This window comes from Murdochiella vaginalis (assembly GCF_902381775.1).
Classification (GTDB): domain Bacteria; phylum Bacillota; class Clostridia; order Tissierellales; family Peptoniphilaceae; genus Murdochiella; species Murdochiella vaginalis.
Map to the genome: position 1 here is coordinate 508,438 of NZ_LR698969.1, position 22,524 is coordinate 530,961.

The following is a 22,524-nucleotide window of genomic DNA, read 5'->3' on the forward strand; positions in this document are numbered from 1 at the left end:
AAGGAGGGATTAGCTTTTGATATGGCAGATGATTGAAGATTGGTTTCGCGGCATTTTGACAGACGGAATACTCTCTAATCTCTCCGGGCTGTTCGACAGCGTAAATACAGAGGTTGGAGAAATCGCAACGCAAGTCGGCACAACCCCCGCCGGGTGGAACGCGGGCATATTCAATATGATACGCAGCCTATCGGAAAACGTCATTGTGCCGATTGCGGGCGTTATCATTACCTTTGTCATGTGCTACGAACTAATCCAGCTTGTAATTGAGAAAAACAATCTGCACGATCTCGACACTTGGATTTTCTTCAAGTGGATTTTCAAAACCTTTGTTGCGGTGCTGCTGGTAACAAATACTTGGAACATCGTCATGGGCGTATTTGACATTACACAGAGCGTCGTCAACGACAGCGCGGGCGTTATCATATCCGACACAAGCATAGATATTGCAACCGTTATCACCGATATAGAAGCAAAGCTGGACGCTATGAGCGTCGGCGGGCTTTTGGGGCTATGGTTTCAATCACTCTTTGTGGGGCTTACCATGAAAGCGTTGTCTATCTGTATCATGCTGGTGGTGTACGGGCGCATGATTGAAATATACCTTGTAACGAGTATCGCCCCTATCCCCGTTGCGACAATGGTAAATCGTGAATGGGGCGGCATGGGACAGAACTACTTAAAATCCTTGCTTGCCCTCGGTTTTCAGGCTTTTCTAATTCTTGTGTGCGTCGGTATTTATGCGGTTTTGATACAGACAATCGCAGCAACCGATGACATATCCGGCGCGATCTGGTCTTGCATGGGCTATACCGTCCTCTTGTGTTTTACGCTTTTCAAAACGGGAAGCCTTGCAAAATCCGTATTCAGCGCGCATTAAGGGGGTGCAGATGAAGAAATACAAAATCATTTACGCCGATCCCCCTTGGAGATACGCGAGAAGCAAGGTACAGGGCGCAGCGGAAAAGCACTATCCCACTATGAGCATTGAGGAACTTTGCGCTTTACCCGTCAAAGAAATTGCGGATAAGGACTGCATTTTATTCCTATGGGCGACGTTCCCGCAGCTTAAAGAAGCATTACAGTTAATCAAGGCTTGGGGCTTTACCTATAAATCCGTTGCCTTTGTATGGTTAAAGCAAAATCGGAAATCGCCCACTTGGTTTTATGGCTTGGGCTTTTGGACGCGAGGAAATGCGGAAATCTGCTTGCTTGCTACCAAAGGACACCCGAAGCGACAATCAAACAAGGTACATCAATTTATTATTTCCCCCGTCGAGCAGCACAGCAAAAAGCCGGATATAACGCGGGAAAAGATACTTGCCCTTATGGGCGATCTCCCGCGCATTGAACTGTTTGCAAGGCAGCATACCCCCGGTTGGGACGTATGGGGAAATGAAATCAAAAGCGACATACGGTTTGCCGGAAAGGAGGTTTGAAATGGCGTATGTAACCGTCCCAAAGGACTTAACAAAAATCAAAAGCAAGGTAATGTTCAACCTTACGAAACGACAGCTAATTTGTTTCAGCGCGGCGGTGGCAATCGGACTGCCGCTGTTCTTTTTGGTAAAAAGCAGCGTTGGAACGAGCGCAGCGGCATTGTGCATGGTGCTTGCCATGCTGCCTATGTTTTTGCTTGCCATGTACGAGAAAAACGGGCAACCGCTGGAAGTGATTATTCGGCAATTTGTGGAAGTGAAGTTTCTTCGCCCCAAAGAGCGACCTTATCAGACCAACAATTTTTATGCCGCCCTTGCGCGGCAAGAGCAATTAGATAAGGAGGTACGGGCGATTGTCAAAGGAAAAGAAAAACACCCAAAACGAAAAGCGTAAACTTTCCCGACAGGAAAGAAAACAGATAGATACCCTTATCCGACAGGCAAAGGGCGACGGGAAGCCCTATACGGCGCAGGACAGCATACCGTTTGAGCGAATGTATAAGGACGGGATTTGCCGCCTTGCAAACGGGCGGTATTCCAAGTGCATTGAGTTTGAGGATATAAATTATCAGCTTGCGCAGCCGGACGACAAAACCGCCATTTTTGAAGCCCTTTGCGATATGTATAACTCATTCGACGCTTCTATCAACGTGCAGCTTTCCCTAATCAGCCGCCATGCGAACAAGGACGATTTCAAGAACAGTATCACGATTGCGCCGCAGAATGACGATTTCGACAGTATCAGAGCAGAATACACCGAAATGCTTAGGACGCAGCTTGAACGCGGAAACAACGGGCTTATCAAGACCAAGTTTCTTACCTTTACCGTTGAAGCAAAGGACATCAGATCGGCGCGGGCGCGGCTTGCCCGCATTGAAACGGACACCCTCAACCATTTTAAGGTGATCGGCGCGGCGGCGCGGGTATTGGACGGGAAACAGCGTCTTGAAGTGCTGCATGGGATTTTCCACCCGGACGGGGAACGCTTTAACTTTGCGTGGGAATGGCTACCCGCAAGCGGTCTTTCCGTCAAAGACTTTATCGCCCCGTCCTCTTTCCGATTTGGCGACGGGCGAATGTTTCAAATGGGCGGCAAGTTTGGTGCGGTTTCCTTTTTGCAGATCGTCGCGCCGGAACTTTCCGACCGTATGCTTGCTGACTTCATGGACGCGGAAAACGGGATTATCGTCAATCTGCACATTCAGAGTATCGACCACAACGAAGCAATCAAGACGATTAAGCGCAAGATCACCGACCTTGACCGCATGAAGATTGAAGAACAAAAGAAAGCAATCCGCAGCGGTTATGACATGGATATTATTCCGTCCGACCTTGCCACCTACGGCGGGGAAGCAAAAAACCTACTCCGCGATTTGCAGAGCCGCAACGAAAGAATGTTTCTGCTTACGCTGCTTGTCTTAAACCTTGCAGATACCAAGCAGAAATTGGATAACGAAGTGTTCGGGGCGGCGGCAATCGCACAGAAATACAACTGCATTTTGACCCTCCTTGACTACCGGCAGGAACAGGGGCTTATGTCCTCTATCCCGTTGGGGGATAACCTTATCCATATCCAGCGCGGCTTGACGACCAGCAGCACCGCCGTTTTCGTTCCCTTTACGGTGCAAGAGCTGTTCCAAAGCGGCGAAGCATTGTATTACGGCTTAAACGCCCTTTCCAACAACATGATTTTGTGCGACCGAAAGAAGCTGAAAAACCCCAACGGCTTGATACTCGGCACACCGGGCAGCGGCAAAAGTTTTTCTGCAAAACGTGAAATCACAAACGCTTTTCTTATCACGTCCGACGACATTATCATTTGCGACCCCGAAGCCGAATATTACCCCCTTGTCGGACGTTTGAAAGGACAGGTTATCAAGGTTTCGCAGAACAGCACGCAGTACATTAACCCTATGGATATTAACCTCAATTACAGCGAGGGCGACACGCCCATAGCCTTAAAGAGCGATTTTATCCTTTCCTTTTGTGAGTTGATTATGGGAGGTAAAAACGGGCTGGAAGCTGTCGAAAAGACCTTGATTGACCGCGCTGTTATCAGCGTGTACCGCAACTACCTTGCCGACCCGAAGCCCGAAAATATGCCGATTTTGGGCGACCTCTACGACGAGATCAAGAAGCAGCCGGAAAAGGAAGCGCAGCGTATCGCGGCGGCATTGGAACTCTATGTAAACGGCAGCTTGAACATTTTTAACCACAGGACAAACGTTGACATTCATAACCGCCTTGTCTGCTTTGATATTAAGGAACTCGGTACGCAGCTTAAAAAAGTCGGTATGCTTATCGTCCAAGACCAAGTATGGAACAGAGTAACGGTAAACCGCAGCGAGGGCAAGGCGACGCGGTATTACATCGACGAGTTTCATTTGCTCTTGAAAGAGGAACAGACCGCCGCCTATTCCGTCGAGATTTGGAAGCGTTTTAGGAAGTGGGGCGGTATTCCGACAGGTATCACCCAAAACGTGAAAGATTTGTTGTCGTCCCGCGAGGTGGAGAACATCTTTGAAAACAGCGATTTTGTCTATATGCTCAACCAAGCCCAGGGCGACCGGGAAATCCTTGCCAAGCAGCTTAACATTTCGCAGCAGCAAATGACCTATGTAACCCATTCCGAAGCGGGCGAGGGACTTATCTTCTATGGCAACGTGATTTTACCCTTTATTGACCGTTTCCCGAAAGATACGGAACTCTACCGCGTGATGACGACCAAGCCCGGCGAGGTGTCGGCATGAGGATAGAAACGGATAAAATCTATTGCGGCGACAGCTTGCAGGTGCTTCAAACCTTGCCGGATAACTGTTTGGATTGTTGCGTAACGTCCCCGCCCTACTACGCTTTGCGCGATTACGGCACAGACGGGCAAATCGGGCGTGAAGCAACGCCGGAGGAATATGTTTCCCGCATTACGGCGGTTTTCCATGAGGTAAAGCGGGTGCTTACGCCGGAGGGTACTTGTTGGCTGAATATCGCGGACACTTATTGCGGCACAGGCAGCAAAGCCGACCACCAAGACCCGAAATATCCCAAAGGCAGGAACGGGCAGCAAGTGGCGGTAAACCACCGCGCCCCCGGCTGCAAGCCGAAAGACCTAATCGGTATTCCGTGGCTTGTAGCCCTTGCCTTGCGGGGCGACGGTTGGTATTTGCGCAGTTCTATCATTTGGCACAAGGGAAACGCCATGCCGGAAAGCACGCGGGACAGACCGACGCGCTGCTATGAATATGTGTTTCTGCTTACCAAGTCAAAGAAATATTACTATGATTGGCAAGCAGTAGCCGAGCCGATAGCCCCCACAACGGCGGTACGGCTGAAAAGCGGAGTTGGGAAAGGCAACAAATATGCCGCTACCGTTCCGGGGCAAAACCAGCCGCAGAAAATCAACCGTCCCCGCAGGAAAGGCGCATACACCGACGAAATGATTTCCCCCGTCCGCAGCCGCCGCAACGTTTGGCAGATCAACACAGCTTCCTATCGCGGCGGGCATTTTGCAGCGTTCCCGCCCAAACTTGCGGAAACGTGCATTTTGGCGGGCTGTCCTGTCGGCGGGATTGTGCTTGACCCGTTTTTAGGCAGCGGCACGACCGCAGCGGCGGCAAAAAGCCTTTCCCGCCGCTATGTGGGTATAGAGATCAACCCCGAATACTGCACCCTTGCAAAACAGCGTATTGGAGGTGATGAACATTGAGCAAGGAATTAAAAGCCCCCGACAAGGTAACGCAGAAAATGACCCGCGACGGGGCGGTTGCGGAAAACCTTACGACGGGCGAAACAACGAGTATCAGCGAAAGACCGCCGGAGGAAAACTATTCAGCCCCCGTAGCGGGAGCAGCGGAAAAAGCCACCCAACGTATTGGCACAGAGGTTAGCCGCCACTTTGAAAAGGGCGCGGAGAAAAAGACCCTTGACGCAGCACAGCTTAAAACCCATACGTCCCGCTTGCAGTTTTCCGAAGCGGAACGGGCAACGCCGGACCTGCAAAAGGCAATCAAAAAATCCGATACGGCGGCTGACCGTTTAGACAAAGCGCGGGCAGCTATCCCCAAACAGACCAAAATCACAAAAGAGCGCGTTTTTGACGAAGCCAAAGGCAAAGCAAAGACGCGCCTTGCTTTTGAAAAAACGGATAAGCCCCCAAACGGCAAGTTGCGTCATAACCCGTTATCCCGTCCGGCGCAGGAATTGGACGCCGCCGTACATGGAAAAATCTATGAGGTGGAGAAAGAAAACGTCGGTGTGGAAAGCGGACACAGGATAGAACTTGTGGGCGAGAAAGCGGGCGGCATGACGACGCGGGCAGTAAAACGCGGCATACGCAGCCATAAGCTGAAACCTTACCGGGCGGCGGCAGCAGCCGAGAAAAAGGCAGCAAAGGCAAACGCCGATTTCCTCTACCAAAAGGCGCTGCATGATAACCCCGCCCTTGCGCACTCCAACCCGATTTCCCGTTTTTGGCAAAAACAGCGCATTAAAAAGCAGTATGCAAAGGCGTTGAAAACGGGCGGCAAGGTGAAAAAGACCGCCGAAGCCACCGCAAAGGCGGCGAAGAAAACGGCGCAGGAAACCAAACGGGCGACGTTCTTTGTCGTCCGGCATTGGAAAGGCTGCTTGATTGTGGGCGGGATTGCCTTTATCGTGCTTCTGTTTTTCGGCGGCTTGTCCTCTTGTTCCCTGTTCGGCGGCAACAGCGGCAGCGGCTTGATTGCGTCGTCCTATCTCTCCGAGGACGCGGATATTACAGGCGCAGAAAGCGCGTATGTCGCTATGGAAGCCGAGTTACAGGATATGCTGGATAACATCGAAAGCGAATACCCCGGCTATGACGAATACCGGGTAACGGCTGACGAGATCGAGCATGACCCGTATGTGCTAATCTCTATCCTCTCCGCTTGGCATGAGGGCGTGTTTACTCTCGATGAAGCGCAAAGCACCCTTGAAATGCTCTTTGATAAACAGTATATCTTGACGGTTACGGAGGAAGTCGAGGTACGCTACCGCACCGAAACGCGGACGGACAGCGAGGGCAACGAATACGACGTTGAAGTAGCCTATAACTATTACATTCTCAATGTGGATTTGGAAAACTTCAACCTCTCCCATGTTCCCGTTTACATTATGGGCGAGGAACAGCTATCCATGTACGTTATGTATATGTCGTCGCTTGGGAACAGACCCGACCTTTTCCCGCAATCCGGCTATATTTCAAAATACTATGAAAACCCGCCAGCGGATTATGAAATCCCGCCCGCCTATCTGGAAGATGAACAGTTTGCGCGGCTCATTGAGGAAGCGGAAAAGTATGTCGGTTTTCCTTATGTGTGGGGCGGCAGCAGCCCGGAAACCTCTTTTGATTGCAGCGGTTTTGTTAGCTATGTGCTGACGAACAGCGGCTTATACAATACGGGCAGACTTGGGGCGCAGGGGCTTTACAACATTTCAACCCGCGTTTCCAACCCGCAGCCGGGGGATTTGGTTTTCTTTACGGGTACATATGACACACCGGGGGTATCTCATGTGGGTATCTACGTTGGCGAGGACGGGGACGGAAGCCCCGTCATGCTGCATTGTGGCGACCCGATACAATACGCAAAACTTGATACAAGCTATTGGCAATCCCATTTTTACGCCTATGGGCGGCTACATTACAACTGACTTTGAAAGGAGTTAATTTCTATGGCAAACACGAAACTTGACCGTATCGAAAGGGATATTGAGAAAACGAGGGCGAAAATCCTTGAATACCAAAAAAGGCTGAAAGACCTTGAAGCGCAGAAAATCGAGGAAGAAAACGCGCAGATCGTTCAAATGGTGAAAGCGGTACACCTTGACGGGGCGCAGCTTGCCGCGTTCCTCTCCGCCTATGCCAACGGCGAAATCATTTTGCCGCAGCCGGACGCAGACTATACCGACGAACAGGAGGAAACCGAAGATGAAGCATAAAAAACTGTTCCGCAGCGTTACCGCTTTGCTTGCCGCCCTTGTACTCATGGGCGGCTTTTCTGTTACCGCTTTTGCGGGCGGCGGTGATGTGAGTGACGAGCCGCCTACCCCCGTAACCGAAACCGAGCCGGAAGAAACGACGGGCGGCTATGAGCCGCAGCCCTTAACGCCGGAGGGCAACATGAGCCTTGTGGACGACATAACGGGCGAAGCGTCCGGCGATAAACAGTTTATTACCGTCGTTACGAAAAACGGAAACTATTTTTACATCATCATTGACCGCGCCGAGGACGGAGAAAACACCGTCCATTTCCTCAATCAAGTTGATGAAAAAGACCTTTTGCAGCTTATGGAGGACGAACAGACCGAAGCCCCCGCTTGTAGCTGTACTGAAAAATGCGTTGCCGGAAGCGTCAACACCGATTGCCCCGTTTGCAGCGTCAATATGAGCGAGTGCGCGGGCAAGGAAGCCGAGCCAGAGCCGGAAGAAACCGAGCAGCCGGAGCCGAAGGAAGATAAAGGCGGCGGCATGGGCGGTGCTATTCTGCTTGTCGTGCTGCTTCTTGCCGTAGCGGGCGGCGGCGCGTTCTATTACTTTAAGATTATGAAGCCCAAAAAGGACGCGGCAAAAGGCAGCAGCAACCTTGACGATCTCGACTTTGACGAGGACGAGGAAGAATTAGAAACCGAGCAGGAGGACGAGGAAGTATGAAACTTGTAATTGCAGAGAAACCGAGCGTCGGGGCGGCGATTGCCGCCGTACTTGGCGCGAATGAAAAGCGCAGCGGATATTTTGAGGGCAGCGGCTACCTTGTGTCCTGGTGTATCGGACATTTGATTAGCCTTGCAGACGCGGCGACCTACAACGAGCAGTACCGAAAATGGAAGTATGACGATCTCCCCATTGTCCCGCAGGATTGGCAGTTTACCGTTGCCAGCGGCAAGGAGCAGCAGTTTTCCGTACTCAAAGACCTTATGCACCGCAGCGACGTTTCCGAGATTGTCAATGCGTGCGACAGCGGGCGCGAGGGAGAACTCATTTTTCGCTTTGTCTATGAACAGGCAAATTGCAAAAAGCCCTTTTCCCGCCTTTGGATTAGCAGTATGGAAGAAAGCGCAATCCGCGAGGGCTTTTCAAACCTCAAAGACGGGCGCGGCTATGACGACCTCTATCAATCCGCGCTTTGCAGAGCAAAGGCAGATTGGCTTGTCGGGATTAACGCGACCCGCCTTTTCTCTATCCTCTATCACAAAACGCTGAATGTCGGCAGAGTGCAGACGCCCACCCTTACCATGCTGGTAAACCGCGACTATGCGATCAGCAGCTTTAAAAAAGAAAAATATCATGTTGTCCGTCTGGACGCGGGCGGTGTTTCGGCTTTGTCCGAAAGGCTGAACGACGAAGCGGCAGCGCAGCAGATGAAAGCGGCTTGCGAGAAATCGCAAGCCGTTTGTACTTCCCTCAAAAAAGAGAAAAAGACCGTTGCACCGCCGAAGCTGTTTGACCTTACCGCGCTGCAGCGCGAAGCCAACCGCCTGTACGGGTTTACGGCGAAACAGACCCTTGACTATGCGCAAGCCCTCTACGAAAAGCGGCTTTTGACCTATCCCCGCACCGACAGCAAATATATCACTTCCGATATGCAGGACAGCACAAAGGAACTCATTACCGGGCTTTGTTCGCTGCTTCCCTTTATGCGGGACGTGAAGCTGCAAGCAGACCTTACAAGGGTTTGCGACAACAGCAAAGTAACCGATCACCACGCCATTTTGCCGACAGCCGAGTTTTTGAAAGCGGGCTTTTCTTCCCTTGCCGACAGCGAAACAAAACTTATGACCCTTGTATGCGCGAAGCTGCTTTGCGCCGCAGCCGCGCCCTATGAATATGAAGCGGTTACGGCAGTTATCTCTTGCGGCGGTTATACCTTTACCGCAAAGGGAAAGACGACGCTTTGCGAGGGGTGGCGTGAGATTGAAAAGCTGTCCCGCGCCGCGTTCGAGGAACAGGACGAGGACGCAGAGCCGGAAACCGTTTTGCCGCCGCTTGCCGAGGGGCAGACCTTTGACAATCCGGCAGCGGAGATCTCCGAGCGTTACACGCAGCCCCCGAAAGCATATACCGAAGATACGCTTCTGTCCGCTATGGAGAACGCGGGCAAGGAAGAAACGCCGGAGGACGCAGAGCGCAAAGGGTTAGGCACTACCGCAACGCGGGCGGGTATCATTGAAAAACTCATTAGTGCGGGCTTTGCCGAGCGCAAGGGCAAAAAGCTAATCCCCACAAAGGACGGGTATAACCTTGCCGCTATCCTGCCCGAAGTCCTTACGTCCCCGCAGCTTACGGCAGAATGGGAAACCCGCCTTACCGGGATTGCCAAAGGCAGCGACAGCCCGGACGATTTCATGCGCAGCATTGAGGAAATGACAGCGGGGCTTGTCAAAACCTATTCCGCGATTTCCGAAGATAAAGCGAAGCTGTTTACCCCGCAGCGGGAAGCAATCGGCACTTGCCCCCGTTGCGGCGCGACGGTTTACGAGGGCAAGAAAAACTACTACTGTTCCGACAGGGCGTGCAGCTTTGTCATGTGGAAAAATGACTTGTTCTTTCAGCAGCGCAAAAAGACTTTCACAAAGGCGATTGCCGCCGCCCTTTTGAAAGACGGAAAGGTAAAAATCAAGGGTATGTACTCTACCAAAACGGGAAAGACCTTTGACGGGGTTGTGCTGCTTGCCGACACAGGCGGCAAGTATGTAAACTTCCGCGTCGAGCAGAACCGAAAATGATTAGGCTTGATGAAAAGCAGTATCGAGCCGTTAAGAAAATGACCCGCGCCGCGTGCGCCAACAACGATTGCGGGAACTGTCTGCTATTGGACGACGGGGAAACTTGCGTTTGTGTGCAGAGTATCAGCTATTCGCTGTTATGCCGTTATTTCCGCGAAGCGGTTTTACCCGCAGACAGGCAGCTATGCGAACAGATCACCCGCAGCGGGGAAACCGATTTGAAGCGTTGCGCGGTATGCGGCAGCACGTTTGCGGCGGGCAGCAACCGGGCGAAATACTGTCCCGATTGTGCGGCAAAGATACGCCGCAGACAGAAAGCGGAAAGCGAGAGAAACAGGCGTTTACGGATAAAAACAACTACATAGCAAGCACAGCAAACGAGTACCCGTTTGCGAGAAATGCCCGCGCTGCTCTTGGAACGGCGCGGGCATTTTGCTTGTTGGGATAGTCCCAAACCCTTAAAAATCGAGAAAGGACGTGATGAAACAATATGCCGTATTCTTCATACGACCATGACAAATTGGAAACCGCCGAAACCATGCGGATAGAACGCCGGATATATTTTGAAGCAAAAGACAGGGATATTGCCCCCTATATTTCCTTGCCGCTGGAACAGCTACACGCCATGCGCGAGGAAAGCGCGGCAGCGGAACAGGCGATTTTTAACGATCTCTCAAGCCGAGCTGCCGCATGGGAGGAACAGGCGGGCAAAACGCTTTTGCTTGACAAAGCGATTGAATACACAAGGACAACCGTTGTGCAGCACACTTCTAACGAGTGGCGGAAAGGCGAATATGACCGATACACCCGCAGCAACCGGGTATATCAGATGAACTACCACATTTACGAGAACACCCGTTACGACAGGGAGAAGCAGCAAAGCGTCCCTTACTCTTATTCCCTTACATGGGGCGTTTACACCAACAGCCCAAACAGGAACGGGCAAGCGAAGATCGCCGGACAGGATAGAAAGGTTTTTTCCGACAAGGCGGCTATGGAAAAGTATCTGAATGGACGTATCAAAGCATACGACCGTCTGTTTACGGAAATCTCCCCGCCTATCCCGCAGGAGTACGCCGAGCATTTCAAAGTAAACGGTATGCTTTTACCGGGCTATACCATTGAGGGCGAGGAACCCCCGCAGCAGCAGCCACAGGCGGCAGCTATCCCCGAAACTACCGGGCAGCAAAAGGAGCGTGAACACATGAGCGAACAGTTTTCTATTATGATTGGCAACCGCAGCCGTTTTGAAGCGGGCGACCCCGACGGTTATTGGCTGGATATGCCCGCCACAAAGGAGCAGTTACACGAAGCTATGCGGAACGTAGGCATTACCGCCGACAACCCGCAGGATTTTTCCATTCGCGGCTATTCCGACGACCCGGAGAAACATATTGCTTTGCCTTATGAAATGGTATGCGCCGCCGACGTGGACGAACTCAATTTTCTTGCAGCGCGGCTCGAACAGCTTGACCCCGCCGAGGTTGGCAAGCTGAACGCAGCTTTGCAGCAGAAAAACGGGCTTGCAAATATCGGACAGGTAATTGACTTCACCTACAACGTGGATTTTTACGTCCATATCCCCGAAGTACATACCTACCGCGATTTAGGCGATTATTACTTAAATCAATCCGGCATGGTACAAATGCCCGAAGAATGGAAAGGCGGCATTGACCTTACTACTTTTGGCAGGAACGCCGCCGCGCAGGAAAAGGGTGCGTTTACTGAATACGGCTATATCGTGGAAAGCGGCGACGAGTGGGAACGACAGTTTGAGGGGCGCGAAGTGCCAGAGGAATACAAGATTATGAGTTACCCGCAGCCGGAGCGCAGCGAACAGGACAAAGCCTATATGGACGCAGCCGAAGCGCAGCAGATAGAAACACCTACCGCCGAGCCGCAGCAGCCCCGCCCCGTCGTCCCCATTGTCCTTACTTCCGAAAAGCCCGCCGAAAAGGTAAAGGAGATCACCGCCCGTTTGGAGCAAGGCGTACAAGCGATTTTTGACAGCGACCGCTACAAAGAGTTTCTAACCGCTATGTCGAAGTTCCATGATTATAGTTTGAATAACACTATCCTAATTGCTATGCAGGGCGGCAATTTGGTAATGGGCTTCCGTCAATGGGAAAAGGAGTTTGACCGTCATGTAAAAAAGGGCGAGAAAGGCATTAAAATCTTTGCCCCCGCGCCCTACAAGGTGAAAAAGCTGGTTGATAAAATCGACCCCGAAACGAGAAAGCCCATGCTTGACCGCGAGGGAAAGCCGATTAAGGAAGAAAAGGAAATCACCGTCCCCGCCTTTAAGGTTATAACCGTCTTTGATATTTCGCAGACCGAGGGCAAGGAGTTTCCCGACCTTTCCGTTAAACCGCTGCTTGCCGATGTGGAGCAGTACGAGGATTTTTTCGCCGCCCTTGAAAAAGCGTCCCCCGTCCCGATTGCATTTGAGCAGATCACAAACGGCGCAAATGGGTATTTCAGTTTGACCGACAAGCGTATTGCAATCAAAGAGGGCGTGAGCGAGTTACAGGCGGTAAAGACCGCCATTCACGAAATCGCCCATGCGAAGCTGCACGATGTAGACTTGAACGCCCCGCCGGAGGAACAAAACCGCGTTGACCGCCGCAGCCGCGAGGTACAGGCTGAAAGCGTTGCCTATACGGTGTGTCAGCATTTCGGGCTTGATACGTCGGATTACTCTTTCGGCTATGTTGCCGGGTGGAGCAGCGGCAAGGAAATGACCGAATTAAAAGCGTCCCTTGAAACGATACAGGCAACCGCAAAGGAACTCATTACCGAGATCGAGGGGCATTTTACTGAATTGCAGCAGCAGCGGCAAGCCGAGCAGGAGCAGGAAGCGAAAACAAAAGAAACCTTGCTTCTCAACGGCAAGGAGGACAGCTACGGGATTTATCAGTTAGCCCGCAGAGAGGAAACTATGGATTTGCGCTTTGAGCCTTTCGACCGTCTGCAAGCAACGGGGCATACCGTTGACCGGGCAAATTATGAACTCGTCTATACCGCGCCGCTTACAAAGGATATGACGCTTGGCGGCATTTGGGAAAAGTTTAATATCGACCGCCCCGACGATTTTAAGGGGCATAGCCTTTCCGTTTCCGACATTGTTGTGCTTCATCAGAACGGCGAGAACACCGCCCACTATGTAGACAGCATAGGTTTTCAGCAGGTGCCGGAGTTTTTACAGGAACAAGCGCAGCAGACCCCCGTATTTGATAAGCTATCTCCCGAACAGCAGCAAGCCCTATCCGATACCGTAAAAGATACGCTGCAACTGCTTGTAGACGCAGACAAGCGGATTTATGGCGACGTTACAGGCAAGACCCTTGAAGCAATTGCGGCACAAGGGTATTCCTACAAGGACGGGCAGCTTGAAAAGCAGCAGCCGGAAGCGACCCCCGAAAGCCTTATGACGGGCGAAACCGTCAGAACGCCGAGAGGCAATTTTCATATTACCGACATGAGCCGCGAACAGATCGAAGCGGCGGGCTTTGGTTTTCATCATGCGTCGGAGGACGGGAAGTATCTCATTATGGGAAATGGCACACAGGCTTATGCCATAGCCGCCGAGCAGCCGCAGCGGGATAATCCCTTAAAGCACGTTGAGGACATTGTAGAGCAGAACGACAACAACTTTGACGGGATTATCAATAACACGCCGCAAACGCCCACCGTCGCAGACTTGGAGCAGCGGGCAAAGGCGGGCGAAGCGATCTCCGTTACCGACCTTGCGAAAGCGGTAAAAGCCGAGAAACGGGAGCTGCCGCAAAAGAAACCGTCCATTTTGAAGAAGCTGGACGAGTATAAAAAACAGGCGGCGCAGCAGCCGAAAGACAAGCAGAAAGAGCAGAAAAAGGATTTGGAGGTTTGATAGTATGAATATCCGCTTTACCATTGAGGAAGAAAACATAATTGCGATTTACGCCGAGGATAGCCGGGAAAGGACGATTGATAATATCAACTCTGCCATGCCCTACATGGACGAGGATATGCGCCAGCTTGCCGCCGCAGCGGTAAATAAGCTGCAAGCCATGACGGACAGCGCATTTTCCGAAACTGTCTTTACTCTCACCGACGACGAATAAGCCTTAACGAAACGGGGGCGCGGCTGCCGATTGTTGGCACCGCGCCCCATTCTTTTTTGCGTTTTCGTGGAACATTAGAAAGGCACTTTTTGAGGTTTGAGTATAAAGTATCGTCTATGCCGTTTTCGCGCTCTGGAAGCCGCAGAAATACAGCCATTTTCAGCCCTTAACGTTCCACTTGCTACCCTTGTTTTATGCTTTATCTCTTGCCTTGATATGGAGAAGCAGCATGATGATAAAAGCAAGCCCGCAGACCACATAAAACCAAAGTTGATCTGCATTGGAGATAATAAACGCCAGCAGCCCGAAAATAACCGCCCAGGCAGCGGACAGCAGCACCCCGATTACCCAAAATCCAAAGCGTGTTTTTTGGAGAAACAGCAGCAGCGCGAATACAGCAGCGCCGATCAGCACGCATAATGCAGGGTGCAGCGTGAAAAAGTGATTGCAGCACACGCCGGATATAATACCGAGGGCGATACTGTCAAAAACAATGATATGCCCGATAAAAAGCCCCACTACCATAAGGATAAAGCTAACTACAAGACCGATTATTAAATAGGCTCCCGCCGCCGCTAAATAGCCCATATATACACTTCCTTTGTTCTTTGAATACAGTTTGATTGTAACAGGTTTTTGTGAAAAAATCTATTAGCCCCGTTCCTGTTCTTTCGCCCTGCTTTGGGACGGATATAGAATACTGTCAACGTTCTTTTTGACAACGCCGTATTCCTGCATTTGCTTCTTGGCTTGCCGATAATCCTCATACAATTTGCTTTTCCTGTCGTTTAAGCTGCTATACTCCTTACGCAGCGCGGCGAGATCGGGCAGCTTCTTTATCTGCATTTCCTTTAATGCCCTTGCCGCAGCTTCAAACAGGATAATTTCGCTTTCATGTCCCCGCAGATACTTTTCCTTGTCCGGCGATTTTCGGTATTCATCGTAAATCGGTTTTAACTGTCGGTATGTGGTGGTGTGCTTGATAAGCAGCGACAAATCAGACATACGCTGTTCCACTTCCTTAACCGCCTTTGCCGCCGCGTCATGGGCGGTCATAATATCGGCTATCCTGCTTTCAAGTTCGCTGTAATACTCAATCTTGTTTTCGGTTAGGAAGTTCATGCTTTTAGCAGCCTGTTTCAGATTGTGGATTTTCGCCCACCGCTCATAGCCCGCCGACTGTTGGGCTTTGATACTGTTTTCAAGATCAACGACAAGCCGGATTTTCTTATCTTCCCGCAGCGTTTTTGCTTTGGCAGCATACACGCCCTTGATACGTTCCTTTATCGCTTCTTCCGTATATGCCGCGCCGAGCGTCTTTGCGCGGGTAAACCGTTCCTGTCCGGCGGCGCGGAAAGAAATATACTTGCCCTGTTTGATTTCATACCCCATTTCCTGCAAGCGGCGCAGCAGTTCGTCAAAATCTTTCACTTGGGGAATGAGGGTATCTATTGCCGTTTTCAGCTTGGCTTTATAGCTTGTACCTTGCTTTTCGGCGGTATATTCCGCATAGCTTTTCCCCTTGTCCTGTCCCGGCACGACGACGGATAGCCCATGCTCTTTACATATCCTGTCGCTGGTACGCCGGATATGGTGATAGCTTTGTTTGTTGGAATGGTACTTTTTGTAGTCAACGAAGCTGACCGAGTTAAAAATCAAGTGATTGTGCAAATGGTCTTTATCGACGTGGGTTGTCAAAACAAACTCATACTTGCCGCCTAACACCGCCCCGGCAAGTTCCATTCCGATTTTGTGCGCTTCTTCCGGGGTGGTTTCTCCCACCGCGAAAGACTGTATCAAATGCCGCCCTAAATGTGTGCCGCGATCTCCGGCAGCTTCCCGCGTCCATGCAAACTCAATATCGGCGGTTTCCAGCCCGCAGCCGAAAGAGGACGCAAGCAGCTTCCCGTCTGTCTTTTCGGGATTTAAGATATAGTCTATCGCAGCCTTTAAGGTTGATTTAATAGGGTGCGTCTTTGTAACCGCCATATCTCGTCCACCGCCTTTTTAATGTCCTCTATGTCCTGCCTGTAAACTGTCCCCGTCGCATTGGCGCGTTTTGCAATTTGGTTGATGTTCCGGCTCACCGCTTGCAGTTCCCGGATATATGCTTTCGTGTCGCTTCGGTCAACGACAAGAATATACCCGTCTATCGCCATTTTACGGAAGTATGCGCCGTATTGCCGGATAGGAAGCTGCTTCATCTTCTCGTCGATCAGCCGCTTTTCTTCTTCCGTAACGTAAAACTTCATCTGTATATTTCTCTTTCGGTTTTCCATTTCCGCGCCGCCTTTCGGTATAAGGGTTTGGGATTATCCCAACAAGCATTTTCCGCAAACGGGTACTCGTTTGCTGTGCTTGCTATCTACTCCATACCCCCACCGAAAGGCGGTATTTGTTGCGCGTTCCTGTTAATTTTGGACGCAAAAAAAGATTGCAGCCGCCATGCGCTGCAATCTCCTGTTTCCCATATTGTGAGGTTAGTCCTCTGCTTGTTCGACTTCCGTTATCTCCCTTGCCGTTGCGGTTACAATCCGTATGCCTTTATCGCTCATACCATCCAGCAGCGCGTCAAGCTGCCGCCGCCCGGTGGATTTCTCCGCGTTGCTGTTCGGAAAGAAAAATTGATCTACCGAAATATGATAACGGGTTACAAGGTCATAGAACACCTGTAAACTCGGCTGTTGTCCCTTGTTCTCGATATTCGCAAGGTAACGCGGTGAGATATATAACTCGTCGCAAACCTTTTTGCGGCTCTCTTTGTATTCTTTTCTCGCGGCTTTTATGGCTGCCCCGAAAGCCTTAAAATCGTACAATGGTACAGGTCTTTTTGCCATTATTCATTCACCCTATTACATTCTACTGTTCACCTTTCTTCTTGGATATGTCTATACAATTCATATCATTAGGTTAAATACTTCCTGTTGTGTATTGACAGTAGACTGATTTTCTGATAAAATAAAATTTATGTAAAAGGAGGCGGCGTTTATGTTGCATAGCATGCGTATTAGATAAGCATTGAAAAAAAGGATTTTCCCATTTTCAACATGGGCTTTTTTGTCATGCTTATTTTGCGGATGCTATACAAAAAACTAACGACGTATAGATATAGTATAGACATAGTGCAAGCTATGCCTTAGTTTTGTTGTACTGCTCTGTGCATTATAAATGCAGGTCAATGCTCATGTTGAGGATTGACCTGCATTTTTTTGTGTAAAAAGGACGAGTGAAATATAATGCTTAAAAAATATTGGATAAAATGTCCGATTTGTAACGGAAAGACGAGAGTTCAAGTATTTCATAATACTGTATTAAAAGATTTTCCTCTTTTCTGCCCTAAATGCAAATTGACGCATATCATTGATGTAGAAAAATTAGAGATTGTAATCAAAAATACAGAAAAACAAACTTTTATTATTTAGAAGAAAGGATATAAAAATGAAACGTTTACCTAAATATACGCCTGCGGAAGTACGGAATGATCCATACGGATTTACTTACAAAGAAATGTCGGAAGTTATTGGCGAGAATGAAGCAAAAGCCTTATATGAAGAATTATATAAGCAATTACCACGCAAAAAAAATCTATCAATGTTGGTAAAAAATATTTGCAAAAGCAGTGATACTGAAAAGTATGTTTACGAACTGAAAGACAACAAATACATTGAAACGGTTTTTATCAAGCGGCGAGATGGTGGAACTGTTTGCGTGAGCACACAAGTCGGTTGTCCTGTTGGTTGTATTTTTTGTGAGTCCGGGCGAAATGGCTTTGTTCGTAATCTAACATCGTCAGAAATCGTACAACAGATTATATTGTTGCGTCGAAAAGTAAACCGTATCGTTTTTATGGGTATGGGAGAGCCTTTATTCAATTATGACAACTTGATAAAAGCAATCCATATTCTCCGAGATAGATATGGGCTCAACTTTCCAACCGACGGCATTACCATATCAACAGTTGGTCCGGTCGATCAATTAAAAAAATTGCGCGAGGAACATCTTAAAATTCAGTTGACAATATCTTTACACGCAGCAACACAATCTGCAAGAAATCGTATTATTCCTCACATGCGCATATATGCTATTGAAGATGTTGTTAAGCAAGCCTTATCCTATTCTGAAAGGCATAATCGCAAAATTGTCTTTGCGTATTTGCTTTTACCGGGTATAAATGACCGGCCCTCAGATGTAAGACAACTTGCAAAATGGTTTCGGGGCAAAAAAGTTATGATTAACGTGTTACAATACAACCCAACAAGCAATTCAAGAATTAAAGCACCACAGAAACGGGAAATAGTTGCATTCAAACATCAATTAGAGCAAGCAGGACTTGAAGTTACTATGAGAGTTTCTCATGGCAGAGAGATTAACGCGGCTTGTGGACAGTTAGCTAACACATATAATAAATTCAAAAAAAAATGATTAAAAGTGCCAGACGCATAGACGCAGAGCCGATAACGCATTAGGTCAAAAAACCTATGTGTTATCGGCTTTTTTATTTAATATTGCGCAAAAGCCGCTGTTCCCTATTATAGAATGGATTGCGGGTAGTGTATTAAAGTCGCCCTTTTTTAAGGATACGGCGGTATCGGGGAGGTATCGCCGTGTCCATTTTTATTTACTGTAACCCGCCTAATGCTTTGCGGTCAAAAAAAGCTATGCTCCGCAAGCGGGATATTCCGGCTATGAATGTGAACTGTCAATACATTTAGCTACTGCTTACATTTCCTTTGCGCTCGTCCGCGTCTTGCGGACGGGCGCATTTTGTTTATTTCAATTTATTTTTGAAAGGAGCAACAAAGAGCCATCTCCCGAACGGGTACGGAGCGAAAGGGGCAGAGAGGACAAGCCTTTAACTCCCGTCCTCTACTCCACGCGGGAAGGAGGTGAACTCTATGGAGCTATCTTCTTCCGACAAGGAAAGAATACAACATCAGTATGACGCATTGGCAAAGAAAACGTTGGTAGGCGAAGCGAAAAGCTACCGCCGCACCCTTGCGAAACGCGCAGCCCGCGAAGTAACTTTTTCGGATTTGAGCGAAAGCGAACTCGCGCAGCTTTTCACGACGGACGAATACGAAAGCGATTATTACCGTTTTCAAGTGTCCGGCTTTGATGTACTCGTCAAAAATGAACTGCTTGCCGAAGCCCTTAACGCTTTGCCCGAAAGGAAACGCGATATTGTTCTCTTGTCCTACTTCTTGGATATGAGCGACGCGGAAATTGGCGAACTGCTGAATGTTGTACGCACGACGGTTTTCCGGCACAGGAAATCCGCGCTTGCGAAGATCAAACAGTATTTGGAGGGAAAAGCAGATGATGAACACCGTTAGGAAATCTGAAAATCTGTTGCCGTTCCCTGTCATTTCCGCAGCGGCAAACGGCGACACAAACGCCATGTGCGCGATCTTGAAGCATTACGAGGGTTACATAGCGAAACTTTGTACCCGAACGCTGAAAGACGACGCGGGCAATACTTACTCCTATGTGGACGAAGAAATGCGTAACAGGCTGCAAGTGCGCCTTATTACCCGCACTCTTGCGTTTCATGTAGGCTAACTCTTTAAGCCCATGCGGGGAGCGTGTACCCCTTTCCACGCTTCCCGTTATGGGCTGTTTGTCGTTCCGTAAAAGCATATCGGAAACGGTATGCTTTTACAGGCTGACAAAGCCTTATTGTTCCTTGATAAAGAAAGCCCGCAAGATAACGGCGGCGCAGTATAACAGGCAAACGAATACATACCGCTTATATCGAGCCGAACAGCGGGTACGCCAGGACAGCTTTTCACACAGGGGAAGCCGAGCGAGAAATACCGCGCTGCAAAACAGGTTTAGCAGCTTGTGGGCGACGACATATAGGCGGGACGAAACGCCTTTATAGCCATAGTCCGAGCGTTAAGAGCGTCGCAGGCATTGGATAAAGCTGCCTTAAATGAGCAGGGGTGAAACTCCCGCGGTGCTGCCGCTGACAGCCGTTCGTTTCTGCCTTTCATTTTTAATCTTTTTGTTATCCCACGAAAGGGGGATTTTACATTATGGAACAAATGAAGCAAACAACAAAATCCCCGGTTGTGCGCGAATACAAAATCGGGGATATTACCTATATTGTCAAAGCCGTTGTTAAAGACGGTGTAAAAGAGGACGCCGCGACAAAGGTACGCCGCTTAATCCAAAATGACTTAAACCGGGGAAAAAGCCCGGTATAATGCCGAAAATGTAATCCTATTGCAGACGGACGACGGGTTTTGTGGTATAATATACATAACCTGTTTGTCCGGCTGTCGGAATAGGAGGTAACATGAAACAGTCGGATAAATTAACCGCATACTATGTTTGTGCGGTACATAAAACAGATACTTTGTACCTTGACAATCAAATGCAAAGACTTCTTTATCACGCAGCCCCCAACGGGTATGCAGCACTTACCGCAAAAGGCGGTGAGCGCAAATGACAAAGACATTTTCTTTTCAGCAGATTGCTGTTCCTAAAGTGTTAAGCGAAGAAGTCCGCGAAGCCATTTCAAATAATGTCTTGCAATTCTATGTGCGCGATCAGCAGCAGGAAGCGCAGGACGAGGGCATAACGGCTTTATATGAACGCCTTTCACAAGAGGACAAATTAGATGGCGAGAGCAACAGTATTGCCAATCAAAAGAAGATTTTGGAACGGTACTGCCGGGAGCATGGAATTACCGCTTATCGACATTATGACGAGGACGACGGGTATTCCGGTACAAACTTCAACCGTCCCGGATTTCAACGTATGCTTGCCGATATAAAAGCTGGAAAAATCAAGCGCGTTATCGTCAAAGATATGTCCCGTTTCGGGCGTGATTATCTGCAAGTCGGTTTCTACACCGATATGCTGTTCCCCGATTTTGGCGTGCATTTTATCGCGGTCAATGACGGAGTTGACAGTACGCGGGGCGAAAACGAGTTTACCGCAATCCGCAACGTGTTCAATGAAATGTATGCCCGCGACACTTCAAAGAAGATACGCGCTACTTGGCAATCAAAGGGAAAATCCGGCGAACACCTTACTACAATCCCGCCTTATGGCTATATGAAAGACCCCAACAACAAAAAGAAGTGGATTATTGACGAGGAAGCCGCAGCCGTTGTGCAGCAGATTTTCGCATTGTGCGTTTCCGGCATGGGACCGACACAAATTGCAAAATGGTTAGAGAAAAGCGAAATCCTCAATCCTACGTTCTATTGGTTGTCAAAGGGTATGAAAGTCGGCAACAAGCCGAAGCCGGGGGCAAACCCGTACAAGTGGACGAATGAAACGGTTTCCCGTATGCTTGAAAAGATAGAGTATTTAGGGCATACTGTAAACTTCAAAACCCGCAAGCAATCCTACAAGAGCAAAAAGAAGTTGTGGAACGACCCGTCCGAATGGGTGATCTTTGAGAACACGCAGCCGCCGATTGTAGAGGAAAGTGTATTTCTCATTGTGCAGAACATACGCAAATCCCGCCGCCGCCCCACCAAAATGGGCGATATGGGTATTTTCTCCGGGCTGCTTTATTGTGCAGAGTGCGGCGGTAAAATGTATCAATGCCGAGCAACGAACTTCACCGAAGAACAGAAATATTTTATCTGTTCAACCTATCGCAAAGGCAAAGACTTGTGTACGACCCATTCAATCAAAAATGTTGTTCTGTATGAAATCGTTTTGAAAAACCTACGGGAAGCAATCGACTATGTAACAGAGTATGAAGCCGAGTTTGTGCAGGAAGCAGCAGACAGCCGTTTGCGAGAGCGCGACGCAGAGTTTTCCTGCAAGCGCGAAACACTTTCCAAAGCCGAAAGCCGTATTGCCGAGTTGGATAATCTGTTTATGCATTTATATGAGGACAATGTAACCGGGAAATTATCTGACGAACGGTTTATCAAAATGTCCCATGATTACGAATTGGAGCAGAGCAATCTAAAAGCTATGGCAGAAGTGCTACGGGAAGAAATCAAGCAGCAGGAAAAACAAAAGACCAACGTTAAAGCGTTTATCAGCGCGGTAAAGAAGTACACCGATATGCAGCAGCTTGACGCTGCTATGCTACGGGAGTTTATAGATCGTATCGAAGTTTCCCATACCGACAAAAAATCCAAGACAAGGGAAATCACGATTGTATATAACTTCATCGGTGCATTTGATTTTGAACGGGCGAAAGAAAAAGCCCAAAATACAACGGAAAAACAGCAAAGAACGGCATAGCCGTTTGGCTACACCGTTCCTTGCTA

The 22,524-nt window shown here is 49.2% G+C and carries 23 protein-coding genes; 19 read left to right on the forward strand and 4 right to left on the reverse strand.

Annotation, left to right across the window (positions count from 1 at the left end):
- The first annotated feature begins 16 nt into the window (after window positions 1-16).
- The 12 genes from FXY30_RS02155 (at window position 17) to FXY30_RS02210 (ending at window position 14,281) form a co-directional block, all read left to right on the forward strand.
- Entirely contained in the window at window positions 17-880 is an 864-nt protein-coding gene (locus tag FXY30_RS02155; protein ID WP_002604481.1) for a VirB6/TrbL-like conjugal transfer protein, CD1112 family, read from the forward strand.
- A gap of 10 nt (window positions 881-890) precedes the next feature.
- Entirely contained in the window at window positions 891-1,439 is a 549-nt protein-coding gene (locus tag FXY30_RS02160) for an MT-A70 family methyltransferase (RefSeq protein WP_002604480.1), read from the forward strand.
- 1 nt (window position 1,440) lies between these two features.
- Window positions 1,441-1,833 (forward strand): PrgI family protein, encoded by a 393-nt coding sequence (locus FXY30_RS02165; protein ID WP_071705121.1) that lies wholly within the window; start codon window positions 1,441-1,443, stop codon window positions 1,831-1,833.
- On the forward strand, window positions 1,775-4,189 hold the full coding sequence (locus FXY30_RS02170) for a VirB4-like conjugal transfer ATPase, CD1110 family (protein ID WP_462931558.1): 2,415 nt from the start codon (window positions 1,775-1,777) through the stop codon (window positions 4,187-4,189). The genes FXY30_RS02165 and FXY30_RS02170 overlap by 59 nt, the downstream gene beginning before the upstream one ends.
- Entirely contained in the window at window positions 4,186-5,142 is a 957-nt protein-coding gene (locus FXY30_RS02175) for a DNA-methyltransferase (protein ID WP_006774458.1), read from the forward strand. Before FXY30_RS02170 ends, FXY30_RS02175 begins: the two co-directional genes overlap by 4 nt.
- Complete coding sequence (locus FXY30_RS02180; protein ID WP_071705123.1) at window positions 5,139-7,106, forward strand: C40 family peptidase; 1,968 nt, start codon at window positions 5,139-5,141, stop codon at window positions 7,104-7,106. The genes FXY30_RS02175 and FXY30_RS02180 overlap by 4 nt, the downstream gene beginning before the upstream one ends.
- 21 nt (window positions 7,107-7,127) lie before the next feature.
- Window positions 7,128-7,394, forward strand: coding sequence for a DUF4315 family protein (locus tag FXY30_RS02185; protein ID WP_071705124.1), 267 nt, complete (start codon window positions 7,128-7,130; stop codon window positions 7,392-7,394).
- On the forward strand, window positions 7,384-8,106 hold the full coding sequence (locus tag FXY30_RS02190) for a DUF4366 domain-containing protein (protein WP_071705125.1): 723 nt from the start codon (window positions 7,384-7,386) through the stop codon (window positions 8,104-8,106). The genes FXY30_RS02185 and FXY30_RS02190 overlap by 11 nt, the downstream gene beginning before the upstream one ends.
- On the forward strand, window positions 8,103-10,178 hold the full coding sequence (locus tag FXY30_RS02195; RefSeq protein ID WP_071705126.1) for a type IA DNA topoisomerase: 2,076 nt from the start codon (window positions 8,103-8,105) through the stop codon (window positions 10,176-10,178). Before FXY30_RS02190 ends, FXY30_RS02195 begins: the two co-directional genes overlap by 4 nt.
- Window positions 10,175-10,543 (forward strand): cysteine-rich VLP domain-containing protein, encoded by a 369-nt coding sequence (locus tag FXY30_RS02200; RefSeq protein ID WP_007860200.1) that lies wholly within the window; start codon window positions 10,175-10,177, stop codon window positions 10,541-10,543. Before FXY30_RS02195 ends, FXY30_RS02200 begins: the two co-directional genes overlap by 4 nt.
- A 125-nt stretch (window positions 10,544-10,668) precedes the next feature.
- The gene (locus tag FXY30_RS02205) at window positions 10,669-14,067 is read left to right on the forward strand and encodes a YodL domain-containing protein (RefSeq protein WP_071705127.1); all 3,399 of its coding nucleotides are present in this window, start codon (window positions 10,669-10,671) and stop codon (window positions 14,065-14,067) included.
- A 4-nt stretch (window positions 14,068-14,071) separates the two neighbouring features.
- Complete coding sequence (locus tag FXY30_RS02210) at window positions 14,072-14,281, forward strand: transposon-transfer assisting family protein (RefSeq protein ID WP_071705128.1); 210 nt, start codon at window positions 14,072-14,074, stop codon at window positions 14,279-14,281.
- Window positions 14,282-14,473: 192 nt separating this feature from the next.
- On the opposite strand, the gene FXY30_RS02215 is transcribed toward FXY30_RS02210, so the two are convergent.
- From FXY30_RS02215 to FXY30_RS02230, 4 genes are all read right to left on the reverse strand, one after another.
- Window positions 14,474-14,869 carry a hypothetical protein gene (locus FXY30_RS02215; protein WP_007709549.1) on the reverse strand — a complete coding sequence of 132 codons (396 nt, stop codon included), beginning with the start codon at window positions 14,867-14,869 and terminating at the stop codon, window positions 14,474-14,476.
- Between the two features lie 63 nt (window positions 14,870-14,932).
- The gene (locus tag FXY30_RS02220; RefSeq protein WP_071705129.1) at window positions 14,933-16,270 is read right to left on the reverse strand and encodes a relaxase/mobilization nuclease domain-containing protein; all 1,338 of its coding nucleotides are present in this window, start codon (window positions 16,268-16,270) and stop codon (window positions 14,933-14,935) included.
- Window positions 16,231-16,560 carry a plasmid mobilization protein gene (locus FXY30_RS02225; protein ID WP_055219606.1) on the reverse strand — a complete coding sequence of 110 codons (330 nt, stop codon included), beginning with the start codon at window positions 16,558-16,560 and terminating at the stop codon, window positions 16,231-16,233. Before FXY30_RS02225 ends, FXY30_RS02220 begins: the two co-directional genes overlap by 40 nt.
- Before the next feature lie 201 nt (window positions 16,561-16,761).
- A complete protein-coding gene (locus FXY30_RS02230) occupies window positions 16,762-17,118 on the reverse strand; it encodes a helix-turn-helix transcriptional regulator (protein ID WP_055219608.1) in 357 nt (118 codons plus the stop codon).
- Between the two features lie 399 nt (window positions 17,119-17,517).
- Here FXY30_RS02230 and FXY30_RS02235 point away from each other — a divergent pair, with 399 nt between their 5' ends.
- The 7 genes from FXY30_RS02235 to FXY30_RS02270 all read left to right on the forward strand — a co-directional run bounded on the left by FXY30_RS02235 (window position 17,518) and on the right by FXY30_RS02270 (window position 22,498).
- Window positions 17,518-17,703: a cysteine-rich KTR domain-containing protein gene (locus FXY30_RS02235; protein ID WP_003431289.1), complete on the forward strand. Its 186-nt coding sequence runs from the start codon at window positions 17,518-17,520 to the stop codon at window positions 17,701-17,703.
- 16 nt (window positions 17,704-17,719) lie between these two features.
- Window positions 17,720-18,703 carry a 23S rRNA (adenine(2503)-C(2))-methyltransferase RlmN gene (gene rlmN / locus FXY30_RS02240; RefSeq protein WP_002584956.1) on the forward strand — a complete coding sequence of 328 codons (984 nt, stop codon included), beginning with the start codon at window positions 17,720-17,722 and terminating at the stop codon, window positions 18,701-18,703.
- Window positions 18,704-19,176: 473 nt separating this feature from the next.
- Window positions 19,177-19,614 carry a sigma-70 family RNA polymerase sigma factor gene (locus FXY30_RS02245; protein WP_055219620.1) on the forward strand — a complete coding sequence of 146 codons (438 nt, stop codon included), beginning with the start codon at window positions 19,177-19,179 and terminating at the stop codon, window positions 19,612-19,614.
- Window positions 19,598-19,840, forward strand: a complete 243-nt coding sequence (locus tag FXY30_RS02250) for a helix-turn-helix domain-containing protein (protein ID WP_003431293.1) — start codon at window positions 19,598-19,600, stop codon at window positions 19,838-19,840. The genes FXY30_RS02245 and FXY30_RS02250 overlap by 17 nt, the downstream gene beginning before the upstream one ends.
- A 476-nt stretch (window positions 19,841-20,316) precedes the next feature.
- Complete coding sequence (locus tag FXY30_RS02265) at window positions 20,317-20,487, forward strand: transposon-encoded TnpW family protein (RefSeq protein ID WP_083428149.1); 171 nt, start codon at window positions 20,317-20,319, stop codon at window positions 20,485-20,487.
- A 92-nt stretch (window positions 20,488-20,579) separates the two neighbouring features.
- A complete protein-coding gene (locus tag FXY30_RS07540) occupies window positions 20,580-20,732 on the forward strand; it encodes a hypothetical protein (protein WP_157885023.1) in 153 nt (50 codons plus the stop codon).
- Window positions 20,729-22,498, forward strand: coding sequence for a recombinase family protein (locus FXY30_RS02270; protein ID WP_083428150.1), 1,770 nt, complete (start codon window positions 20,729-20,731; stop codon window positions 22,496-22,498). The genes FXY30_RS07540 and FXY30_RS02270 overlap by 4 nt, the downstream gene beginning before the upstream one ends.
- The last annotated feature ends 26 nt before the right edge of the window (window positions 22,499-22,524 follow it).